Origin of the sequence: Rhizobium altiplani (assembly GCF_001542405.1) — a bacterium.
Lineage (GTDB): Bacteria > Pseudomonadota > Alphaproteobacteria > Rhizobiales > Rhizobiaceae > Rhizobium > Rhizobium altiplani.
Genome location: NZ_LNCD01000033.1, coordinates 12,747 through 35,415, shown reverse-complemented (window position 1 = coordinate 35,415; position 22,669 = coordinate 12,747). Strand labels below are relative to the sequence as shown.

Genomic DNA, 22,669 nt, shown 5'->3' with positions numbered 1-22,669 from the left:
TCTCTTTCACTTGCGTTTCGTTTTGCAGCCTGAGAAGGCTTAGCAGAGGCACAAGCGCACGCAAGGGGCGATCCGGCAGCAACAGGAAGTCTGTCCAGAGAGTTTCGATTTCGATCGCGACTTTTCGCGGCTGCCGCCTCTTTCGACAGCCAGCCAACCAACGCCTTGGGGTTAAGGCAAAGCTCGGGAACGGGACAGCAATCGTCGAAAACTGATGCACTGGTTCCACATTTGGCTTGCAAAGACCGGCCATGTTGAAGATAGGAGGCCCCAGCGCTGGATTTTGCGTGGTTCACCACGGCAGGACGTGATTTGCCGCGTTGGCCTCGGTCACGCGGCTGATCACCGTCGCAATTGTGGATGCACACGTAGAAGGTGTTGTAGATAAGGATCGACGGAAATACTATCCATTAAAGCCGGCCAAGGCGGCAGATTGCTTGTGGCATCCGCAGCCTCTTCGAGGCAGGAGCGACGCAGAGCCAGGGAAGTGCCACAAATGACGCGGATCAGATGCTGAAACTGAACACATTGACGGGAATGGGGCGTTTGCAAGGTTTGACCGGCGCGTATGTGATCAATCTGGACAGTTCGTCAAAGCGATGGGCGGACGTTTCGTCGCAAGCAACTCTTGCTGGCATGGAGATCAACAGAGTTCCCGGCATCGATGGAAGGGTGATCCCATCGACGCAAAGATCCGGGTTCAACGAGAAGGCGTTCCTGCGCCGGAATGGCCGACAGATGCTGCCCGGCGAATATGGCTGCTATCGCGCTCATATCAGAGCCCTGGAAGCCTTTCTTTCCAGCGACTACGAAAACGCCATCATCATGGAAGATGACGTCGAATTGCGTAACGATTTTACGAATAGAGCAGAGGCAATCTTACGAGCAGTGCCTTCCGCCGAGGTGGTCAAATTGCTTAATCACAGATCAAGGTGGTGCCGGACAGTGGCTGTTTCTGAGTACGGAGACGCAGTCGGGCGCTGTCTGCACGGTCCGCAGGGGTCTGCGGCTTGCTACCTGGTTACGCGTGAAGGGGCCCGCAAGCTGCTTAAAAGCGCCGATAATATCGAATTCCCCTATGATATGACACTCGAGCGCGGGTGGAAGACTGGCGTCAGCATTTACACGGTTCGACAAAATATCGTCGAGTTGTCCGAGCGCTCGGCTATGAGCCAGATTGCCGATCGGGCTCAATACCGCGCCGTAAAACTGCGAGGCGCCCGCAAGCTCGCGACGCATTTTCTTCGCGTGATCGAGTATGCACGCCGAATCCGGTACGCACTATCATGACGGCACCTGTATTTCGCAAATTGGTGAAGTCGTCAGCCCTCGATATCGCCACCGGTATCTTATGGCTGGCCATGATGTCAGTGACGTTGATAGAAAGCGATGCCTATCGATATGCTGCCATCCTCATCATGGGTTTGACCTTCACGCTTCGCAAGGCCCATTTCCGCCCGGTATTGAGTGACTGGCTGGCGATCGTCTGCATTGCCTGGGGCGTCTTCACCTTGTCGAGATTCCTCTTCGGCCTGATTTCAGCCGGTGAGAAAGGCGCGTCGGAATGGCTCTACGCTTTCGCAATCTTCTTTCCCGCGATGGGCGTGGCACTGCAGACGAGCTGGCATCTCATAAAGCCAATCTTGCTGGCCTTCTTCTGCGGTGCGCTCGTCCTTCTTGCTGTCTCGACGCCGTTTTCAGCGATCATGGCGGGCGAGTACATATCTCCCGCTTTCCATCATAATTCCATTCACGGCGCCGTCGGGTGCGGCTTCATCTTCATCGGAGCCTTCTACTGGGCGGTGCATCAGTGGGAGATTGGCAGTTCCGCACGGGCAAAGGCAATTGTGCTGGCGATCGCCGTAGCTGTTATCGGCTTGGCGATTTTCAATGTTTATGGCGCCAAGTCCAAGGGTGTGTGGCTGGCGCTGCTGCCTGCCGTTGGTCTGATGGCTGTCACTACCCTCCTTTACCTCAGGAAAAAGACCGTGCTGGTCGCCGCGATCGGTGGGCTCCTGCTTCTGTCGTGGGGCATCTACGAGGTTCGTGACAACGTCGCGCACTACGGGGCCGCGACGCTCAATGCCACTGTGATGATCGCAGAACGAATGGATAGCGGCGCGCCGCTTGAGCGCGTGATGAAGGAGGCAATCGAATCACCACAGACCCCGATGTCGATGGATGAGCGGTTGCAGCTTTGGACCAACGCGCTGAGTGTCATATCCGTTTCGCCGATTTTCGGCAGCGGAAACGGCTGGCTTACGATCTGGCGGACAACACCCTATGCCAGCGTTCCATACACGTTGTTGCATGATGGCTATCTGGAGATACTGGTTCGATATGGGATCGCCGGCCTCGCTATATTGGCGCTGATCGTTGTCTCAGGCATCTATCGTGTCTATCGTGCTTCATCGGCAGGCGTGATCAGCAGGAGTGCCTTTGCCTGCTACCTGACGTTCGCGGTTTACTTTGGCTTCACGATCCTGACCAATTCGAACAACCGGCTTGCGATCGGCGAATCCTATTCCTTGCTGTTTGCCGCCACATGTTTTGCCTGTTCGATGAGGCTGCGTTCGCGCTTGGGTCAGCGAAGTGGCGTTGCTCCTGATATCAGCGGCCCGTCCGACGCAATCCCGGCGTGTGCGCAGGGATAGGATAAGATGCGGGCGCTTTCCGACAGGTACGTTCAAAACATTCTCGATCTGCCGAGGCCCGCCAAGCGGGTATTGGCGCTGCTGGTCGATTCCTGCCTCTGCATCCTCACCATCTGGCTCGCCTTCTGCTTTCGACTGAACGAATGGGTGGCGCTGACCGGAATTCAGCTCCTGACCATTCCCGTTTCACTGATAATTGCCCTGCCGATCTTCATCACGATGGGCCTATATCGGGCTATCTTCCGCTTCCTTGGCTGGTCGGCCTTCGTTACCGTTCTGAAGGCCGTGACCATTTATGGCCTTGCCTTCATGGCCGTGTTTACGGCGATCAGCTTCCCCGGAGTGCCTCGCACGGTGGGGATCATGCAACCCTTGCTGCTGCTGCTCGCGATCGGCCTTTCTCGCTTTACGGCGCGGTACTTCCTGCATGAAGCCTACAAGCGGATCCTCCGTCAGAGCACGCAGACAAACATGCTCGTCTATGGCGCCGGCTTCCGAGGCCGGCAGGTTGCCGGCGCCTTGAGCAGCAGTGCCGACTTGAAGGTTGTCGGCTATCTCGACGACGACAGGAACCTCCATGGCAGCCTCATTGGCGGCGTGGCGGTCTACGATCCTGAAAAGATCGTCGAATTGAGCGCGCGGCTTAACGTGCGCACGATCCTTCTGGCACTTCCCAAGATCGACCGGTCGCGTCGAAACGAAATCCTGGAGAAGCTCAGGGGCGCGCGCGTTGCCGTTCGCACGATCCCCGATCTGAACGCCCTGGCCGGCGGCCAGGCAGAATTCACCGATCTGCAGGAACTGGATATCGAGGACCTTTTGGGCCGCACGCCGGTAGCGCCCGACCAGACACTGCTGGAACGGAACATCCGCGGGCGAGTGGTGCTCGTTACTGGCGCGGCCGGCTCGATCGGCAGCGAGCTTTGCCGCGGACTGGCTCGATTGAAGCCCGCTCTCTTATTGATTCTCGACCAGAATGAATACGGGCTCTACGCCCTGGAGAACGAACTTCTCGCCAGCAACCCGGATAGCGGGCTTCAGATCGTTCCGTTGCTTGCCAGCGTTTGCGACGAACATCGCATCCAGAAGATCATGGAGACCTGGCGGCCGAACATGGTCTATCACGCTGCCGCCTACAAGCATGTCCCGCTGGTCGAGAAAAATCCGGTCGAAGGCGTCAAAACGAACGTTTTTGGCACGGTGACGGTTGCACGGGCAGCGATCGATGCCGGCGCCGAAAGGTTCATACTGATCAGCACGGACAAGGCTGTCAGGCCGACCAATATCATGGGCGCCACCAAACGGCTCGCGGAAATGGCACTTCAGGGGTTGGCGGCCGAAGGCGCCTCGACGGTTCTCACCATGGTGCGGTTCGGCAATGTCCTTGGATCCTCCGGTTCGGTCGTTCCGCTGTTTCGCCAGCAAATTCGCCAGGGCGGCCCGATCACCTTGACGCATCCCGAGATCACGCGCTTCTTCATGACGGTGCCTGAGGCGACCGAACTCGTGATCCAGGCCGGTTCCATGGCCAAGGGAGGCGATGTCTTCGTCCTCGACATGGGCGAGCCTGTCAAGATCATCGATCTCGCTCGGCGTATGGTCGAACTTTCCGGCCTGATCGTCCAAGACGAACGAAATCCGTCCGGCGACATCAGCATCGTTACGACCGGCCTGCGGCCTGGAGAGAAGCTTTACGAAGAGCTGTTGATTGGTGACAATCCCGAGCCGACGGAACATGCCAAGATCATGCGCGCACGGGAGCGGTTCATGGCATTGGAGATGCTGATGCCGAAACTCCAGCAATTGAGTTCCGCCGCAGACGAGGGAGATGTCGAGGCACTGCGACGCATTCTAAGCGAGCTTGTGCAGGACTATCACCCGTTCGACGGAGTGGTCGACCTCGTGTCTGTTCGGCAGGGTGCCTCCAGTTGATCGGGGTATCGCTTGCCGTTCTGCAATCGGTTCGGAGCTGAGAATGCTACTCGTTACCGGCGCGACAGGTTTTGTCGGTCAGGATCTTCAGCAGGCACTCCGTGTCCGCAATCTCGCCTACCGGACCGCCAGCCGCTCTTCGCGAGCAGGGTCTATTGCCGTCGGGAAGATCGATGCTGCGACGGACTGGAAAGCCGCCCTGAGCGGCGTCGATGTCGTCATCCATCTGGCGGCGGCAAACCAGAATGTCATCGATGGGTCGGACGCGGGGCCAGGTGCCTTCCGTAGAGTGAACGCCGAAGGAACCATCAACCTTGCAAAACAGGCTGTCGCCGCAGGGGTCAAACGGTTCGTGTTCATCAGCACGATCAAGGTGAACGGGGAACGATCGTTCGCCGGGCGTGCATTCACGTCGAATGATCCAGCTGCTCCGACGACAGAATATGCCGTCTCAAAGCTCGAAGCGGAACAAGCCCTGATCGCGCTTTCGAAGACAACCGGGATGGAGCTCGTCATTATCCGCCCGCCGCTGGTCTATGGACGTGGCGCTGAAGGAAGCTTCCGAGCGCTCAAACGGCTCGTTCGGAGCGGCATTCCTTTGCCCCTGGCTTCGATCGACAATCGAAGATCCATGGTATACGTCGAAAATCTCACCGATCTTATCGTGACCACCGCATCTCATCCCGCTGCCGCTGGCCAAATATTCCTGGCGGGCGACGGCGAAGCGGTCTCGACGCCAGAATTGTTAAGGCGGCTGGCGACCGCGATGGGCTGTTCGGCGCGATTGCTTCCGTGCCCTCCCGGCGTTCTCAACTTCCTCGGCCGGGCAACCGGCAAGGCAGAGCTGGTGAACCGCCTCACCGACTGGTTGGAAGTGGACATTTCGCATACGCGCGCGCTATTGGACTGGACGCCGCCTTTTGATATGCGAACCGCACTGAAGCGCTCGTGCTGAGACGTTTGACGTGAATTTTTGAGACAGGAACACGAATATCCCGATGGTCAATAGCTTTAACAGGTCTTTGAAGCGACTGTTTGATATCTGCGCTGCGTCCCTCGGACTTATCGTTCTCTCTCCGGTTCTGCTCATCCTTGTGGTCCTGGTACGCAGATCGTCGCCCGGCGGCGCGTTGTTTCTTCAGGAGCGCGTTGGCCGGAGTGAGGTACCGTTTGTTTGCATCAAGTTCCGGACGATGGCAGCGGGCTCTCCGAACGTCGGCTCTCATGATGCGGCTTCCTCCTGGATCACACCGCTCGGCAGAAAGCTGCGCGCTTACAAGCTCGACGAACTGCCTCAACTGATCAACGTCCTGCGCGGTGAAATGAGCTTCGTCGGTCCTCGCCCATGCCTCCCATCGCAGCACGACGTCATCGCCGCACGACGTAAATTCAAGGTGTTTTCCGTGAGGCCCGGCATAACCGGACTGGCCCAGCTTCAAGGAATTGACATGTCGACGCCTGAGGCTCTCGCGCAAGCCGATGCCCGTTACATTCAAAAAGCTGGTTTCTGGCAGGACATCGTGCTCGTGCTCAGTACGCTGGCAGGACGAGGAACAGGGGACGCGGCCGCAAAATAGGCCGGGACGATCCTGAATCCAGGCGTCCATTTGACGGCCTCGACGCGCCCGGCAGCGATCGCTGCCGCCCAACTGGCGACGTTGCACCTGTCGTACCCGCCCCATCTGCGTTAGAAGATATGAGGCAATCGTCGGGGGAGAGTTTTCATGACCACGGGGGAAGCGCAGCAGATCGCCGTCAAAATAACCCGCGGCTCCTGTCATTGCGGAGCGGTTCACTGGGAGTTCCGTGGCACGATTCCCGATGCGACGATCTGCAACTGCACGGTTTGCCGGCGCTACGGCGTCCTCTGGGCCTATGAGTATGATGGCCAGGGAATTCGTGTCGAAGACACGACCGACGCACTCACCGCTTATATCCGCGGCTCACAAAGCCTTTCCTTCAACTTCTGTCGCCGCTGCGGCAATCTCGTCAGTTGGCGTGGATTGAGGCCAGGCGACAACGGGCAGACAAGAATCGCCGTCAACCTTCGTCTCGCCGAGCCCGCTGACGTGGCCGACATACCCCTGCTACGGTTTGATGGCCTCCACAGTTTTGAGGATCTGCCGTCGGGCGGGCGCACAGTCGCCGATGTCTGGTTCTAGTGATCGCTCTCCGTGACCTCAGTCGCCGGGAAGCGTGAAGACGGCACAGGGCTCGGCAATGCCACGCAGCGAATGGTAACCCATGGAAACCAGGGTGGTGGTCGTCTCTGCCGCGACCGCGCCGGAAAGCAGTACGGTACGCCCCAAGGGCTTGCAGAGGCCTTCAAGCCGGCTGACCAAATTCACTGCCGGCCCGATCGCGGTGAAATCCAGCCGGTCGGCAGCACCTATATTACCCCAGAGGATTTCCCCAAAATGCAGTGCCACACCGAAGGGAAGTGTTGGCAAACCCTGGCCCTGGCGCACGGTATCGAGATGGGCCATGCCAGCGCGGGCCGAAGCAACGGCGCGAAGTGCCGCCTCGCAGGCACTGGCAGGCGTAGTGGTGACCGGGAAGATTGCCAATACCCCATCCCCCATGAACTTCAGAACCTCGCCCCCGAAGGCATGAACCGCGCCGGCAATACGATCAAACCAGGCATCGAGCGTGGCGATCATCACCGCTGGCTCGGTTGCTTCGGAGAGCGCAGTGAAATCTCGCAGATCCGCGCAGAGCAGAGCGGCCGGTATCGTCTCACCGGTGCCGCGAGACAGAGCGCCAGCCTGAACGCGGGCAGCGCTTCGTTTGCCAAGATAGGCTTCGAGAAGCGCGGTCAATCCAACCCTTGCAGCTAACGCGGCCAAAGATGGTGCTGCAAAACGTGCCACCTCATGCAGGTCGCCGGCCTCCGCGGGCGTGAACAGGCGCGTCCCGGCCCATCCCAGAACCGGGCTGTCGGGCACAAGGCCCACGACGTCCTCCGCCACCGGCCCAAGACCAGACAACCATTCATGCCCAGCTTGATTGCGTGAAATATCAGTGAAGCTCAAAGCCTCGATTACGGCTCCGGTCTCGGCTCGCCATAACCAGGTGCGGCGGGCGAGGATTGGGTGCGGTGCCGCAAGCGTCAGGGCACCGCCTGCCAGCGGCAGACCATCTGTCAGCAGCCGCCGGCCCAATTCGGCCAGGAACCAGTCGGGATCCGGCGATGTGCCGGCTTCATCGATCAACCATGCAAGCGAGTTGGGCAGATCCATGCTTAAATCATGCCATGCCGGCTGGGAGCTGTCACCCGCGGTCCGAGCCGCTCAGGCAGCTCTGACCGAGGCGGCGGACCGTCATCCAGTTCGACCGGCCCACGGATCCGGACCCGGATCGCGTCCGGCCGCGCACTGCGCCATTCGGCCGAGATAATGCTCCCAGCCTTCGGCATGTCCGGCGCACTGCTCGGCATTCGGCAATCCGGTATGTGTCAGCTTCAACAGGGTTCCGTCTGGTTTCTCGATCAGGTCTATCTCCACCAGGCTCGACCCTGGCGGGACTATCTCGCTGCCATCCCAGCCGAAGCTGTAGGCGAGCCGATGGACGGGCACGACCTCTCGGAACGAGCCACGCGCGAAGCGAGCGCCGGTAACGTTGACCAGATAGAGCCCGCCCGGCTGAGGTTCGACCTGTGCTTCAGTCCCCATCCAGCGAAGAATCTTTTCGGGATCGGTGAGCAAGGCAAAAACCGCCGAAGGTGGCGCCGCGACGTGGGTCTCGCGATGAACGACAAAAGGCTCCGGCATCAACTCCTCCTTTGATTGGCACAATTCAGGCCGCCGACCGTCTACAAGGCGCCTGTCATGATCCCTCGTGAGGGGAGATAGGCAGGAGAGTTTCCCCAGCAAGTAGTCCAGCGCGCCATGTTCGGGCCGCGCGAAAACTCGGTCTGGAGTTGCATAGCCTTATCTGCATGCCAATGGCCTGCCAAAACGAGGGGCGTTGAAGACGCGACATTCTGGGCTGAGACTGGCCAGCGGTGTCGGCAAGGATTTATTCTGGCGGCACAGTGGCCGCACAATCCGCCAGACGCCGCTTGTGCGATGGGAGTGGACGGACGGGCCGGGTTGTGGCGTATTCATCGAAACGACTTCGAGGGGCCCGCAGGAATGAACCCGGAAGTGGCCGTGCAGCAACGTCACTGGTCGGCGCCGATGCGCCGGGAATGGCTTCTCGCCGTCAGCATCGCGACGAGCGTCATATTCCTGTTCTTTGGTGAGTTTCTCTTCGGGTTGCTCGTCAATCCGATATGGCTGGCAGTCATCTTTGTGTGGTTGTTTTCAGTCGTGCTCGGTTCTGCACTTGCGGTCGTGCGTCATGCCGATCATCTCGCGGAGCGACTGGGCGAGCCGTATGGGACGCTTATTCTGACGCTAGCCATCACGTCGATCGAGGTAATGGCCATTACTGCTGTCATGCGTCACGGCGAAAACAATCCGACGCTGGTGCGCGACACGCTCTTCGCCGTGGTGATGATCATCCTCAACGGAATGGTCGGACTGTGCCTTCTGATCGGAGGCTGGCGACGGCATGAACAGCACCACAACCTCCAGGGAGCCAATGCCTATCTCGGTGTTATTGTGCCCCTGGCAACGCTTAGCATGATCATGCCGAACTTCACGCACCCAACAAACGGTCTGCCCTATTCGACTGTGCAGCAAGCGGTTCTCGTCTTCATCTCCGTCGGGCTCTACAGCGTATTTTTGATCCTGCAAACCGGACGGCACCGAGGCTTCTTCATCGAAGACACCGGTGAGGTTTCAGTAGAGCATGTCAGGACCAGGGAAGGACCTTTATGGCTTCCCGTCATCCTGCTGGTTGCCTACATGGCCCTTGTTGTTTTTCTCGTCGAACAATTGGCAGCGCCAATCGATTTCGTTATCGAGACAATTCGTGCTCCGGCAGCACTCGGCGGTGTTGTCATGGCCATCCTCGTCGCGACACCTGAGGCGATTGGCGCCGTGCGGGCCTCCGTCGCCAATCATTTGCAACGGTCGGTCAACATCTTCCTGGGATCCGTTCTGTCCACAATCGGCTTGACCGTTCCTGCGATGCTGATCGTCAGCCACCTCATTGGCCATCCTGTCGTGCTTGGCCTCGAGCGCACCGAGACCGTGATGCTCGTGCTCACTCTGGCTCTCAGCACCATTACGTTTGCGAGCGGCTACACGCACCTCATGCAGGGCGCCGTGCACCTCGTTCTCTTCGTTGCCTATTTCCTGCTGATATTCGAAGTTTGAGGGCCGGTTCCCGGCGACACGATCGCCATCGCCATATTTTCGCGCTCAATGCTGATCGCGAATTAAGACCACACCATCATTTGAGCGGTGGACACGGCTCACCTAGCCCACCGCAGCGACCGGACCGGGCCGCGGTCTATGCGTGGGCGTGCGGATGATGAACATCCCAGACAGCCCACAGCGATACGGCCGCAACGAGCAAGCCAAGCACGACAACCGTCCACATCGCGTTCGCATTGGCCGTGAAACCGAGCAGCCAGGGCGACGCAATCAGCCAGAGGCCGAGTACGAGATTTGCCCATTCCTCCCATTCGGAAAATACCGACAGCGCTGCCGTTGCCAGAGCGGCGAGCATGACGGCAACGATCCAGGCATTCCAGCTCGGCATCGCTTCGGCCGCGAATCCCATGACCCACGGCGAAACAAACAAGCAAACCGCCAGAACCAGGTTAGCCCAATCCTGCCTTTTCCTTCCATCCATCAGAGAGATTGCCATGATGACCTCCCAATATGAAGCTTATCAGGCGTCGCGTGAACTCCACGCTTAAGTATATGAATCTATAAGCAGCAGGACCTAAATCAAGAGACGGCCAGACAATAGTTGGAACCCCTTGCTTGCAACCACGAGGCACGGCGCTCTCACAGTATTCAGCTTGTCATCCTTGAGCCTAGAACAGTCGGTTAGACGGCACCAAACTCCGCCAATCCGGTGCCGGACAAGGGAGGCGAACTGACTGCACTACGCAACCGCGCTTGCAATGTGCCGTTCGCTGCGGTTGCCAAGTGAAAGAGCTTGTTGCTTCACAAGCGCAATCATCTTCTCACGTGCCGGCAGCGGCGTCAGATTGTGGTCGGCGTCCGGGAACAGATGCAGTTGAACGTTCGGATAGGCAGAGAGCTTTTCGCCCGCATCGCCAAAATTGATCCGAAACATCTCCTGCCCCTCGTCACCTTCCGTATAGATGATCGAAAGCGGGGTGCCGCGGCTGGCCAGTGCCTGAAAATCGCGATGCACCTGCTTTGTAAGCTGCGTGATCGGCTTGGCGGGTGCGAAGACGAAAGACAGCCTGTTCGCCATCCGGTCCACGAGACGCATGGAGATATTCTTCGTCACCGCCCCAAGGTCCACGTCACCGGTCCAGAGGCGGCGAACCGTTTCGAGATCGAGGGCATTCCTCATATAGGCCTTCAATGTCCTTGGCAGGCCCTTGAAGCGCCAGCGGAAAGCAACCGGATTGACAATCACGCAGGAGTCCCAGCGTCGATCGGCCAGCACACTTCGAAAAGCGACGTAGGCGCCACTGCAGCGTCCAATCAGTAACGTCCGGTCGCCCAGACCAAGACTGTCGACATAATCCCGGGCCGTTCCGACATCGGCAATCTGGGCCTCGTCATAGAGGACCTGTTTGCGACGGGCTTCGACCGGCGGACTGTCCCCGACACCGGCGCTGTCAAAGCGCAAGGACGACACGCCGACTTTTGCCAGCTCGCGCGCAATCGCGACCGAGGAGCGCGCCCACCCGGCGGCATGATCATAGGCCGTCGTCAGAATAACGGCGGTTACGCCGATCGAACCGTCAGCGGGTTCGCACAAGACCCCGTAGAGGCGTTCATCCTGACCGAAGCGGACGGACGTTTCGCGAATTTTCTCCGAACGGACCGATGCGACCGGCGAAGGTTTCTTCGCCGGAAGCGGGCGGTGATCCTGGTATTGCGGCAGCGATTTCAGCCACCCGATCAGCTCATCGACAAGCGCTTCGGGGAGTTCCTGGTCCAGCGGGTTGGAAACCAGCGCATCATATCCGGAAAATGGTATCGCCCGCAGCTGGCAGCCAGCCGACGCCAGCCGATCACGAAACGTCGTATCGGCCTCAAAGCCCGGGCGCTCGGCGAGGAACACATGTGGTGCGGCCGTGGTTTCGATACTGTTGAGGTCGACTTCCTTGATGTCATCTGCGACAGCACGGGGCATGCGCAATCCGGCGATCGATCCAGGCGCGCTGTCACGCAGTTCAGGCTTTATGCCAAGACCATCATCAATGAGCCGCGAAAACAACGAGAGCTCGCGTAGATAGGCCCTTCCTTTCAATACCGGCGCCAGAAGGGCAATCGCTGCAAGTGATGGCGCGGAACGCGCCTGCATGAGCGTGAGGCTCGCGCCGATACCTTGACCAATGAAGACCAGCTTGCGGGTACCGGACAGCGTCTTGAGTTCTTCAGCCGCCTTGCCGATCACCTCGGACCACCCCGACAGGCCGCGTTCGGCCGACGTGTCGTCCAGCGAATTCACCGTTCCGGGATAGTCGAAGCGGAGGCTCGCGACACCAATCTCAGCGAAGCGCTCCGCCAGGATGCGATAGAACCTGCGTGTACACATCTCCTCGAGCCCCCAGGGGCTGAGGAAAAGCACTGCGAGATCGCTCTTTGGCGCATCGTCATCAGCTGCGGTGAACAAACCGGTATGCCACCCGAAGACCGTCGGCTGAGAGGCGGAACGCCCCTTCTCTTCTTGCGAGTTCACATCCGTCTGCGTCACCATTGCCCTCCCGCGCAAGGCGTTCCGTTTGAGAGAGCGCCGTGCGTATTCCTCACCGATATACTTGAGACGTTAAGAATTAGCGGAAGTCGCAATGGCATTGTCTTGCCTTCTATTCGGCGCCGGATCAAAAGAAAGTGATCCCGATCAGGCTGGCCGCGGTCGCCTCGTCAATGCCATTCGGACGCCGGCCAGGTTGAGCGCAAACGCAGCCGCCGCATAGACGACGACACCGGTGACAATCGGCACAGTCAGGTCGAAGACAGCGTTGCCGGTCTGAAGCCTGCCCACGATGAAGGTCGGCACCGCCATCGTTGCGGTTGCGAGACTGACCTTGACGATCGGACGGAGTTCGAGCGGTAAGCGATGGGCGCGATAGGACAGGAAGTAACCGGCAATCACGCCACCGATCTCGGCGATCAGCAGCGCCCAAGCAGCACCGACAAGCTGGAAGCGCGGTACGAGGACAACCATGCCAATGATGTTGATCGCCAGAATGATCATGCCTTGCGCGCCCATCAGGCTCGGCTTCTTCGCCAGCTGGAAACTGACATGCACGAACTGATAGGAGATGGACCGAAACAGCCAGGCAAAGACGAGGATCGGGATGAGGATGGCAGCCGCATCGCGAAACTCGGGGCCGAGGATCAGGCTTGCGAAACCGGGCGCGACAAGCGCCAGTCCGACGACCATCGGCATCAGCACTGTCAGGAGCACCTCGGCGGTTTCCATCAGATGCCGGTTGGCAGCCGTATGGCCATCCTGCGCCAGCAAACGGATCGCCACCGGAACTGTTGCGGATCCGATTGCAACGCCCGGAAACAGGATGATCTGTCGGACGAGATCGGCAGCGGCACCATAGACGCCCGCGGCCGTCTCACCGATATAGGTTATGATGATCATCCGGTCGAGAACCGTGTGCAACACGAAGATGAAGGACGAGGCGGTCATCGGCAGGCCGAAGCGCATCATTTCCCTCAACAGCCCGGTATCGAACGGATGGCGCGGTCGGCGCCAGACGCCCGGCGCGTAGACCAACAAGGTCACGAGATAGGAGCAGGCGACGCTCACAAGGAGACCCTGCCCGCCCATGCCGAATACCATTACGAGGACGGCGGAGAAGACGACCGTCAGCACCGCCCGCAGGATGACCGACCACATGTAGGCCCCCGTCTGCTGGCGAGACCGGAACACTTCCTGCACGAACTCGAACAACCCGACCATGAAGGCAACGAACACGGCCGGCACGACATAGGTCGACGAATCCTCCGCAATGAGCCACGTCGCGAGGATGACGAGCGGACTGAGAAGCATCAGTCCCGCGTAACCGCAGAGCGCGGTCGTGCGAACATCCTTCGATCCACCTTCGGAATCGAAGCGCAGCACGGAGAATTTGATCCAGCCGAAAAGCAGGGTCGATATGACACCCGCAACACCCGTACCCACGACATAGATGCCGTATTCGTGCGGGCTAAGCATGCGCGTGAAAAGCACGACCGAAACGAACCCGAAAAGGGCCGAAACGGCGTTCGCAATCATGTATGCCGAGATCTGACGAAACATCATTCGGCCGCACGCGTGAATTCGTCGATGACCTTCATCAGCGCCTTCGGCCGGCACCCGGCATCGAGGGGCAACGGACGGTTGGGCTTGCCGTCGTCGCGCTTGAACCACATCGGCACCCATGTATAGCGATCAGTGATGCCCCAGGTCAGAACGGCGCTCGGGCGCGCCGCCTCGGAAATCGCACCGAGGAAGTCGCGTGCGCGTGCTGCGACGACCTGGTCCCGGTCGTATTCACGGGCGGGCAGCTTGTTGTCGATCACATCGAGTTCGGTCACGAGAACGTCAAGCTGCATTCCCTTCACCGCTTCGACAAATCGCGAGAGGCCCTCCTTGTCGATGTCCATGTCGCCAGGGAGGTGTCCCTGGATACCGACGGCGTGGAGCGGCACATCGCGGTCCTTCAGATCACGCAGCAGGTCGAGCAAGGCCTGGCGCCGGTCGCGGCACTGCTGTGTCGGATTTTCAATGTTGTAATCGTTGATGACGAGCTGAGCCGAAGGATCGGCGGCGGCGGCCGTGCGCAGCGCAAGCTCGATGTAGCGCTTGCCGAGCCGCTCCTGCCATATCGAGCCACGGATCGTCGCACCACTCTCCGGCTGTTCGGCGATTGCCTCGTTGACGACATCCCAGCTCGGAACCCGCCCCCGATAGCGTCCGACGACGGTGGTGATGTGATGGACGAGTTCGCGTTCGGCTTCCGACGCGCTCCCGATGCTGTTTGTCCAATCGGGCATCGCGCCATACCAGGCAAGTGTGTGGCCGCGCATCTGCATGCCGTTTTGATCGGCAAAATCGATCAGGCGGTCAGGCTGGTCGAAGACGAACTGATCCTGGCTCGGACGCAGGTCGAACCATTTCAATCCGCCCTCACCGACGACAAGCTGGCAGTGATCGACAATGGCCTGCTTGTAGTCGAATTCGGTGTCGAGAAGATCGGTGCGCACGGCCGCACCGTAGGGAATGGGGCCTCTGGCAGGCACCGCCCTGGCAGTCAGATCACTCCAGACAAAAGGGTCGAGCGCGCCTGTGGATGCCAGTCCGGCACCCATTGCGCCGAGAACGAAGTCCCGCCTGCGCATAAATGGATATCCTTGGATTGCGTATAAATGAACCAGAATTCGACCGCGCAAGCGTGCAAGGCCTTGAACTTCTCTTTTTTATTGGAGAGTTGCTTCGCGCGCACGCGAAAATTGAAATCGCTATTAATGGATACTTAAGGAAAATCAGGTCTCTTAACCATAGGTTTGCTCCCGCGCCCATGTAAATCAGAACCCGCTGCCATGTATGAAGCCGCCTCCCGACATCAGACTCCGGTCATCAGTACGCGTGGCTGGACGACGAGCCGGGAAAAGGATGACGGTGCCGCATCGCCGCGGCCGGTGCTGAAAGTCGCGCCCGCCCCTGCTTCCACCCCTTCCTCAGACAACTGGCCCTCGGTCTTTCAAGAACTCCTTCAGTTCGACCTGACCCGTATCCTCAACTGGCTGCGCGCGGGTCTCGTCTGGATCTTTGCCTTTGCCATCCTCGGCGCTGTCGCCGGCTATGCGGTTGTTCTTGTGGTGAAGCCGCGTTTTACGGCCGGAATCGACCTTCTCGTCGACCCGTCGAATCTGAGGGTCGTTGCTGACGACATCTTCTCCGAGAGCATGCAGCGGGATACGCAGCTGCTTGATGTCGAAAGCAAGCTGCGGGTCCTGACATCGGGTAACGTGCTGAGCCGCGTGATTGGCGACCTGAAGCTCACCGATGACCCGGAGTTTGTTGCGCCTGAAGCCAAGGACCCGGCAGGTGACGCGCTGCGCACGCTGGCAAAGCGGGTTACGGCCCGTCGTGACGAACGCTCTTTCATCGTCAATATCGCGGTGTGGACGCAGGACGCGGCCAAGTCAGTCACCATCACCAATGCCATCGCGACCGCCTTCCAGGAAGAGCTGGCCAAGGCGGAATCGGAAGGGGCCGGCCGGGCTGCGAGCTCGCTGTTTGCTCGCCTCGGGGACCTGAAGGTGGAGGTTGCCAAGGCAGAGGCTGCGGTTGAGACGTTCAAGCGCGAACAGGGATTGCAATCGAGTTCGGGAGAACTCGTCAGCACCCTCATGTCAAACCAGACGAACACGCAGCTGATCGACGCCAAGGCGCGCGTCATTCAGGCGCAGTCGCGTTACAACGAACTCGTGTCCACCAATCCGAAGAACCGCCTGAACGCGTCTGCGCTGCAATCGGAAACGATGACGATGCTACGCACGCAATATTCGACACTGCGACAACGCGTGACCTCTCAATCGGCCGTCCTCGGGCCCCGTCATCCGATGATCCTGGCGCTCGAACCACAGCTCAGGGCGCTGGAGGGCCAGATCGACGCGGAGACGGCACGCATCGTGCAAGCCGCGAAAGCCGAACTCGACCAGGCAAGATCTGCACTCGACGCGCTGAACTCCGAGGCAAACCAGATGAAATCTTCGGTCTTCCAGGACACCGCCGCGCAGATTCATCTGCGCGAACTGGAGCGTGAGGCGCGCGCCAAGGCGACTGTCTACGAAGCCTTCATGGCACGTGCCGGAGAAGCCGCCGAACGCCAGCAGATCGACACGACCAACGTGCGGATCGTTTCACCGGCGGTCGTACCGACAGCGCGGAGCTTTCCGCCGCGGGGCTATGTGCTGGCTGGCGCCGGCGGCGTTGTCGGCCTCGGGCTTGGCCTTGCCATCGCGGTCTTGTCCGGGCTTTGGCGAGACTATCGCCGCTTGAGCGCGATCCAGGCCAAGGCCTATGGCTGACAGAGGCAAGAGTGTTGCTGCGGGCAAAGGCAGTACCTTTGCAGGCTTTCTCTTCCTGGCTGTCTTCGGCTACTTCTGGATCGGATTGAGCCCGTTTCCCGATCCCAACGCCACAAGCCTTTCCACGCCTTATGGCAGCACGTCCAACGTTTTCAATCAGTTGATCGTCATTGCCATGTCGGCCGTGGTCCTTGGCACGGTCCTGCAGAATCCCGCGCGCCACTTGCTGCTGCGCCCATATGGCCTGCTGATGGGCCTGCTCGTCTGGCTGCTCTTCACTGGTCTTTTTGCCGGCGACCCAAGCGCAGCCTTCAGGCGCCTCGTTTTCGCAATCCTTGTTTGCCTGTGCGCGAACGCAATGCTCTTCATTCCAAGAAACGGCGAGCAATTTGCAAGGCTCATGTGCCTTGGCCTGACCTTTACGATCGGCCTCTCCTATTTTGGCGTACTTCTCCTGCCGCACCTCGCCATCCATCAAGCGAGCGACGCGCTAGAGCAGTCGCTTGCCGGCGACTGGCGCGGTCATTTTGGCCATAAGAACGTGGCTGCAGCTGCAATGGTCTATGCCGTATTCTTCGGCCTCTATGCAAGAAGGTCAGGACACGCCCGGCTTGGCTTCTTGATTACATTGTCAGCAGGGTTCTTCGTGCTTCATGCCGGAGGGAAAACCTCCGCCGCGATGCTTCCGGCAATCCTGCTGCTTGCCTGGATTCTTGAACGCTGGACGAAACTCGGCGTGGTGATGCTTCTTGGCGGCCTTGTCGGATTGAACCTGATCTTGCTGACTGCGGCGGTCTCGCCTTCCTTCAGCAGCCTGCTTGCTTCCGCGGGCATCGATCCGACCTTCACCGACCGTGGCTCGATCTGGCGGCTTGCACTCTCCGCGATCGCCGAGCGGCCTATAATTGGCTACGGCTTTCAGTCCTTCTGGCAGACCGACGCCTTGTTCAACAGCGGGCAAGCCATGACCACCTGGGCCGTCACTGCCGCCAATTCACACAACGGCTACGTGGAACAATTGATCAATGGCGGCATCCCGGCGCTCGTGATGACCTTCATCTGGCTGGTGGTCCTTCCTGTCGGCTATGCCCGCCGCGCGCTTGCCGGCAGCAACGACATTGCATTGACGCGCCTGTTCTTGCGGATCTGGCTCTTTTCCCTGTTTCTCGCCTGCCTCGAAAGCCCGTTCTTCGGCAATAGCGGACCGATCTGGTTCACGATGCTGATTGCGGTCTTCGGTTTGAGATTGCAGGCCAATGCCGGGCTTGTCGTCAAGGAGGCTGACGCACCAGGATCGCGCGTTACTCCCGTCCCCGCGCCTCGGATCGACGCAACGGTTCTGAGAAGGCCCGTTAACCTCATACTCAGCCGTCGATTGTAGAGTGGGCGCCAGCCAATTACAGCTTCACCGCCAATAGCCGGGCCAAGTCGGCTAACGCCGCAAGGCGAACAATCTCTGCGCGATCGAGGTTTGGATGATGCAGGAAAGCAAGGGGTCCGTTGAGGCAGTCGTTTGCATCCCGACGTTTCGTCGACCGGAATGGCTGGCGCGCACCCTGACATCGCTCGCCGAGCAGGTGACCGATTTCCCCTTCGCCATCGTCGTTGTCGACAACGACGCAGCCAACCCGGCCGGCGCCCACTTTGCCCGCGAATTTCTCACCGCGGCCGGCCTGCCATTCCTGGTCACCACCGAAGAGCGGCAGGGCAATTGCCATGCCATCAACCGTGCGTTCGGCGAGGCAATGGCTGGCTTTCCGGAGGCCGAGTTTCTGCTGATGATCGATGACGATGAAATGGCCATGCCCGGTTGGCTTGCCGCAATCGTTGGCACGGCTCGGCGGGAGGGTGCCGACATCGTCGGCGGGCCTGTTGTCCGGCAGTTCGAAGTACCAGTGTCCGACGCAGTCACCCAGCATCTGCTCTTCGGCTCGATTGAAGGCTCGACCCGGGCAATTGATCAGATCCACGGTTCCGGCAACTGCCTGATCCACCGCCGCGTATTTGCCGGTCTTGCTTCGCCGCTTTTCGATGTCCGCTTCAACTTTCTGGGCGGTGGCGACATGGAGTTCTTTACGAGATGCCGCATGGCCGGCTTCAAGACCTGGTGGTGCGCCGAGGCGGTTATCCGCGAATTCGTACCCGAGGAACGCGTCTCGGCCCGTTTCCTGATGAAGCGCTCGCTGCGCACCGGAAGCATCAATTATGTTATCGATCGGATCCACAGCACGTCGGCCATCAGGGTGATTGCAAAAAACGCGCTCAGTCTCGGCGCCGGCTGCCTTCGATCGATGGCGCTGTTCCTCAGGACCCGGCGGCTGCTGCCGGCAAGCCATCCGCTGCTCGTGTCGCTCGGTCGTACACTGGCAAGCCTCGGCTTCCTGCCAACCCCATATCGGGCCAGCAACTAGGCTCTCTCAGCCAAGAGCTGCCTCGCGGATCACTTCGATCGGTGTGTGCGTATGCGACTGGATCGCGATCGTCGTTTGCCCCGGAGCCAAGCCTTCGATAAATGCCGCCACCCCCCCCCTGTCGAGAGCCGGCCCCTCCCAATAGGTCAGGCACGGGCTTTGCGAAACGCGTTCATGTCGTTGCGCAAGCTCGGGGTCATTGGCGACCGCGACACCGTAAATGAGATATTCGGAAAAATGCCGGATGCGGGCCAGCGCCTGCCACCACGGAAGACGACTAGCGCCCTCGATACGCTTCACCATCGTCGCCACCGCTCGCTGCTCCCACAGAACCATCTGGCTGATGAAATCGTCGCCCGGCAGCGCCGGTACGCTCAGGCCAAGCAGCCGATGCGCATTTTGCCACCAGCGGACGTGGCTAGGTCGCGTGGGATTGATATCTCCGGCCGCGACGTGGTGGGCGAGCTTCGGGGTCGATGCCATTGCGCTCAGATCCAGTGGGCGGCAGAAGCAATTGTCGGAGTCGATGCACATGACCCGCTCGCTCGGTTGCGCTAGCGTCATTGCGATCTTGCGCATTTGCTGCAGGTGCCAGCCGTAGATTGGGAGGCGCAAATGGGGTGCCCACCAGTAGCGTCGCCCCCGCCATTTCGGCAGCGCCCAAAGGGATGGAAGCAGGCTGGACGAGACGATCACGCGGCGGCTTTCCCCTTCGAGGCCCACGAAGGCGTCCGCATCCTCATCGCCGATCACGATGTAATGCACGTCGTAGCCCGTCACATACCGGTCGATCGAGTCACAGAGAAGACGGCAACGGTCGAGGTCGCCACGATAACTCGGTGTGATGAGCGAAATCGAGGAACTCAAGATCGTTGGTCCGATCACCGGCCTGCAGAAAGGGCTCGCAGCGAATGCCGGAGCATCGCGTAGATGGCAACCGGATTGGTTGTCAGATAGCGTGTTGCCAGCCGGCGCGGCTCGAGGAGCATGCGGTAGAACCACTCAAGGCCAACCTTCTGCATCCAGCGGGGGGCGCGGCTCTTGCTTCCGGCGAGGAAATCAAACAGGCCGCCGGAAGTTTTGATCAAGCCGACATTGTGCAATCTGTTGATGTTGCGAACGACGAACTGCTGCTCCAGCGGCACGCCGAAGCCGATCCAGAGGATATCTGGCGCCGCCGCATTGATCGCCTCGACGACCGCTTCTTCCTCGGCGCGATCAAAGTAGCCGTTGCGTCGGCCGGCAAAGCGAAGTCCCGGATAGGCCTTCGACATGTTCTCGACCGCCCGGGCATTCACCTCTTCGCTGGCACCAAGAAAGTAGAAACTGACCCCGGCTGCCGACGCGCGTTCCGCCACGGCATGAACGAGATCGGTCGTGGCGACGCGCTCTGGCAAGGGCTCGGCCGATGACAGCTTGGAAAAGAGCACGACCGACATTCCATCGGCATGGATCTGGTCGGCCTGACGCGTCAACGAGCGGAAATTGGCATCATGCTCGCAAAGCGCAATGACCTGACCGTTTGCGGAGGTGGAGTAGAAGGGACGCCCGCCGGCCCCCCTGCGCTCAAGCGCCAACTGAATGAAGGCGTCTGCGGATTCTTCCATGCCGGCCCGCACGATCGGCAGGCTTCCGAGCCGGTTCGTCGGCCATTCGTTCATCGAATAAGTAAGACGCGCTGATGCACTGCCATGCCTAGTCATACACGCACCTTCGAAACGAGCATCGGTCAAGAACGGATTCGACAATTAGCTGTTTCGAAGACCCATCGCTGTAAAACCTCGAGCTATAGTTAACCCCCGCTATACACGTGATGGTGGCAGGCCTGTTTGCCGACGGCAAGTCAAAAATTGAACCTGAAATTGTAAGCCGGCTTTTACCAAAAGACGGTATCAACGCAGCGCGGTCACCCGCCGTCCGCCTGTTCAAAAGGTCTGATATGCCGAAACGTCGTTACCTCGCATTCGTCTCCGACGCCGCCCAAACCTGTGGTGTCGAAGAGTTTGCCCGACAGGCGGCTTTGCGACTCGACGGGCGCGCCACTCGGCACGTGCTTGACGGCGATATCGGCCGGCTTAAATCCGCGCTCGACGATGCGGACGCCGCCATCCTCAATTTTCCTGTGGTGGCCTGGAAGAAAAAGCTAGCCGAGCCGGTCGTCGCGGCACTTGTCTCTCGGCTGCAGCGCAAACAGCTTGTCGTGGTCCTGCACGAATGGGATGCTCTCGACTGGAAGCGCCGCCTGGTGCTGGTTCCGGTGGTGATGCTCGCAACACGGATCTTGTTTTCAGCGCCTGAGGTAGCTGCCGAATTTGCCAAGAGCCCCCTGTCCTCCCTGTCGACCAGTCGGCGAGCAGTCATCCCGATCCCGCCAAATCTTGCGTTGCCGACCACGCTCCACGACGGCCCGATCGCCCGGAGACTTGACGCACAGCGCAAGGCCCGGCGGCTGATCCTTGGGCAGTTCGGTTCGATCTATCCCAAGAAGCAGTCAACCGCAGTTCTCGAGATTGCTGCCCGGCTCGTGGCGCTTGGCCACGACGTCGGCGTGGTCTTCGCCGGATCGTTCATCCGCGGCACCGACAATGTGGAGCAGGAATTTTATGCGCTCGCAGACAAGCTCGGCATTTCAGACCGGGTTGTCGTAACAGGTTATGTTGCCGACGCCGAGGAGCTCTTCGGGATCTTCAGACATGTCGACGTGTTCTGCTATCTCTTCGCTGAAGGGCTGACGGCGCGCCGGGCAAGCGTGCTTGCGGCAAGCTTCTCGGGAAAGCCCGTCGTCGTCAACGCGCCGCGACAGCTTGACGCCCTTGCCCACCATGGCCTGTTCCGAAAGCTGATAGAGGGCGGTGCGATCCGCATGGTCGACACACAGGCCGACATAAACGCCATGGCCGACGCGGTGCTGGAAGCAAGCCAAAGCCATCTGGCATCGATTGACGCGAAGGCAGAAGTCGATGCCTTGTGGGGCGCCGTCATCGACGCGGTTGAGGGCGGGAAGACCACGCATTGTTGACGTTGCGCCGTCATAATTGATGCCGAGACTGTGGAACAATGGCCCACGACAATCGTTCTTTGAGTTAGCGACGGATGTGTCGCAAGGCTAATCGAAAGGACGTGATCCGAGATGGAAATGACGGAGGGCCGTCAGCTTGCGGAGGAATATCTCCGGCTAGGCGGAAAGAGGCGCGTCAAGATCGACGACAATCAGCAAACTGTCCGCGCATGGGAGGCAGACCCGCCCGCCGCGGAGCAGTTTTGGCATGATCGTGTCGAAGCTCTGGAAATGCGTCGCCGAAGGGAAGTCGAATTCTTCCTGCCATCTATCAACTCCCCGTAATTGCAGGGGATGAGGAAGGGTTCTTCATTTTTCTGGCCCGGACAGTCGTTCGCGGCCAGATCACTAAGCTGTTGCCGCAGCCGCCGTAGAGTCGCCGCGAAAGGCGTAACCAACCGGAATGCCCCCCCGATCTGACGCTCAGCACACCAGCCATCCGCAACAACGGACAGAATGATGCACACGTCTTCG

At 59.7% G+C, this 22,669-nt stretch carries 20 protein-coding genes; 12 read left to right on the top strand and 8 right to left on the bottom strand.

Translation table 11 applies throughout. The features are described 5' to 3' along the window. Positions 1 to 510: 510 nt before the first annotated feature. The 6 genes from AS026_RS05945 to AS026_RS05920 all read left to right on the top strand — a co-directional run bounded on the left by AS026_RS05945 (position 511) and on the right by AS026_RS05920 (position 6,748). Positions 511 to 1,290, top strand: coding sequence for a glycosyltransferase family 25 protein (locus AS026_RS05945; RefSeq protein ID WP_062368961.1), 780 nt, complete (start codon positions 511 to 513; stop codon positions 1,288 to 1,290). Beyond that, the gene (locus AS026_RS05940) at positions 1,287 to 2,654 is read left to right on the top strand and encodes an O-antigen ligase family protein (protein WP_062368960.1); all 1,368 of its coding nucleotides are present in this window, start codon (positions 1,287 to 1,289) and stop codon (positions 2,652 to 2,654) included. The genes AS026_RS05945 and AS026_RS05940 overlap by 4 nt, the downstream gene beginning before the upstream one ends. Before the next feature lie 6 nt (positions 2,655 to 2,660). Beyond that, positions 2,661 to 4,586: a polysaccharide biosynthesis protein gene (locus tag AS026_RS05935; RefSeq protein WP_062368959.1), complete on the top strand. Its 1,926-nt coding sequence runs from the start codon at positions 2,661 to 2,663 to the stop codon at positions 4,584 to 4,586. 43 nt (positions 4,587 to 4,629) lie between these two features. After that, on the top strand, positions 4,630 to 5,541 hold the full coding sequence (locus tag AS026_RS05930; RefSeq protein ID WP_062368958.1) for an NAD-dependent epimerase/dehydratase family protein: 912 nt from the start codon (positions 4,630 to 4,632) through the stop codon (positions 5,539 to 5,541). A 43-nt stretch (positions 5,542 to 5,584) separates the two neighbouring features. Continuing rightward, positions 5,585 to 6,163, top strand: a complete 579-nt coding sequence (locus tag AS026_RS05925; protein WP_062368957.1) for a sugar transferase — start codon at positions 5,585 to 5,587, stop codon at positions 6,161 to 6,163. 147 nt (positions 6,164 to 6,310) lie between these two features. Further along, a complete protein-coding gene (locus AS026_RS05920) occupies positions 6,311 to 6,748 on the top strand; it encodes a GFA family protein (RefSeq protein ID WP_062368956.1) in 438 nt (145 codons plus the stop codon). An 18-nt stretch (positions 6,749 to 6,766) separates the two neighbouring features. Here AS026_RS05920 and AS026_RS05915 read toward each other — a convergent pair whose 3' ends face one another. Together AS026_RS05915 and AS026_RS05910 are read right to left on the bottom strand one after the other, a co-directional pair. Then, positions 6,767 to 7,825: an adenylate/guanylate cyclase domain-containing protein gene (locus tag AS026_RS05915; protein WP_062368955.1), complete on the bottom strand. Its 1,059-nt coding sequence runs from the start codon at positions 7,823 to 7,825 to the stop codon at positions 6,767 to 6,769. Between the two features lie 81 nt (positions 7,826 to 7,906). Beyond that, positions 7,907 to 8,356, bottom strand: coding sequence for an SRPBCC family protein (locus AS026_RS05910; RefSeq protein ID WP_062368954.1), 450 nt, complete (start codon positions 8,354 to 8,356; stop codon positions 7,907 to 7,909). Between the two features lie 363 nt (positions 8,357 to 8,719). On the opposite strand from AS026_RS05910, the gene AS026_RS05905 reads away from it, so the two are divergent. Then, positions 8,720 to 9,850: a calcium:cation antiporter gene (locus AS026_RS05905; protein WP_062368953.1), complete on the top strand. Its 1,131-nt coding sequence runs from the start codon at positions 8,720 to 8,722 to the stop codon at positions 9,848 to 9,850. Positions 9,851 to 9,986: 136 nt separating this feature from the next. Here the strand turns inward: AS026_RS05905 and AS026_RS05900 are convergent, their stop codons facing one another. The 4 genes from AS026_RS05900 to AS026_RS05885 form a co-directional block, all read right to left on the bottom strand. Further along, positions 9,987 to 10,346, bottom strand: coding sequence for an SPW repeat protein (locus AS026_RS05900; protein ID WP_062368952.1), 360 nt, complete (start codon positions 10,344 to 10,346; stop codon positions 9,987 to 9,989). A 243-nt stretch (positions 10,347 to 10,589) separates the two neighbouring features. Continuing rightward, positions 10,590 to 12,389, bottom strand: a complete 1,800-nt coding sequence (locus AS026_RS05895; RefSeq protein WP_245307365.1) for an alpha/beta hydrolase family protein — start codon at positions 12,387 to 12,389, stop codon at positions 10,590 to 10,592. 144 nt (positions 12,390 to 12,533) lie between these two features. Then, complete coding sequence (locus AS026_RS05890) at positions 12,534 to 13,952, bottom strand: lipopolysaccharide biosynthesis protein (protein ID WP_062368951.1); 1,419 nt, start codon at positions 13,950 to 13,952, stop codon at positions 12,534 to 12,536. Then, entirely contained in the window at positions 13,949 to 15,031 is a 1,083-nt protein-coding gene (locus AS026_RS05885; protein WP_062368950.1) for an endo-1,4-beta-xylanase, read from the bottom strand. The genes AS026_RS05890 and AS026_RS05885 overlap by 4 nt, the downstream gene beginning before the upstream one ends. A gap of 201 nt (positions 15,032 to 15,232) precedes the next feature. On the opposite strand from AS026_RS05885, the gene AS026_RS05875 reads away from it, so the two are divergent. The 3 genes from AS026_RS05875 (at position 15,233) to AS026_RS05865 (ending at position 19,137) form a co-directional block, all read left to right on the top strand. Then, a complete protein-coding gene (locus AS026_RS05875) occupies positions 15,233 to 16,726 on the top strand; it encodes a GumC family protein (RefSeq protein WP_062368948.1) in 1,494 nt (497 codons plus the stop codon). Continuing rightward, complete coding sequence (locus tag AS026_RS05870; RefSeq protein ID WP_062368947.1) at positions 16,719 to 18,107, top strand: O-antigen ligase family protein; 1,389 nt, start codon at positions 16,719 to 16,721, stop codon at positions 18,105 to 18,107. Before AS026_RS05875 ends, AS026_RS05870 begins: the two co-directional genes overlap by 8 nt. A gap of 97 nt (positions 18,108 to 18,204) precedes the next feature. Next, positions 18,205 to 19,137, top strand: a complete 933-nt coding sequence (locus AS026_RS05865; protein WP_062369099.1) for a glycosyltransferase family 2 protein — start codon at positions 18,205 to 18,207, stop codon at positions 19,135 to 19,137. 6 nt (positions 19,138 to 19,143) lie between these two features. On the opposite strand, the gene AS026_RS05860 is transcribed toward AS026_RS05865, so the two are convergent. Beyond that, on the bottom strand, positions 19,144 to 20,004 hold the full coding sequence (locus AS026_RS05860) for a DUF6492 family protein (protein WP_062369098.1): 861 nt from the start codon (positions 20,002 to 20,004) through the stop codon (positions 19,144 to 19,146). A gap of 14 nt (positions 20,005 to 20,018) precedes the next feature. Continuing rightward, positions 20,019 to 20,798, bottom strand: a complete 780-nt coding sequence (locus tag AS026_RS05855; RefSeq protein ID WP_062368946.1) for a WecB/TagA/CpsF family glycosyltransferase — start codon at positions 20,796 to 20,798, stop codon at positions 20,019 to 20,021. Positions 20,799 to 21,076: 278 nt separating this feature from the next. Here AS026_RS05855 and AS026_RS05850 point away from each other — a divergent pair, with 278 nt between their 5' ends. Beyond that, positions 21,077 to 22,156 (top strand): glycosyltransferase, encoded by a 1,080-nt coding sequence (locus tag AS026_RS05850; protein ID WP_062369097.1) that lies wholly within the window; start codon positions 21,077 to 21,079, stop codon positions 22,154 to 22,156. Positions 22,157 to 22,267: 111 nt separating this feature from the next. Further along, a complete protein-coding gene (locus tag AS026_RS05845) occupies positions 22,268 to 22,480 on the top strand; it encodes a hypothetical protein (RefSeq protein WP_018858147.1) in 213 nt (70 codons plus the stop codon). The last annotated feature ends 189 nt before the right edge of the window (positions 22,481 to 22,669 follow it).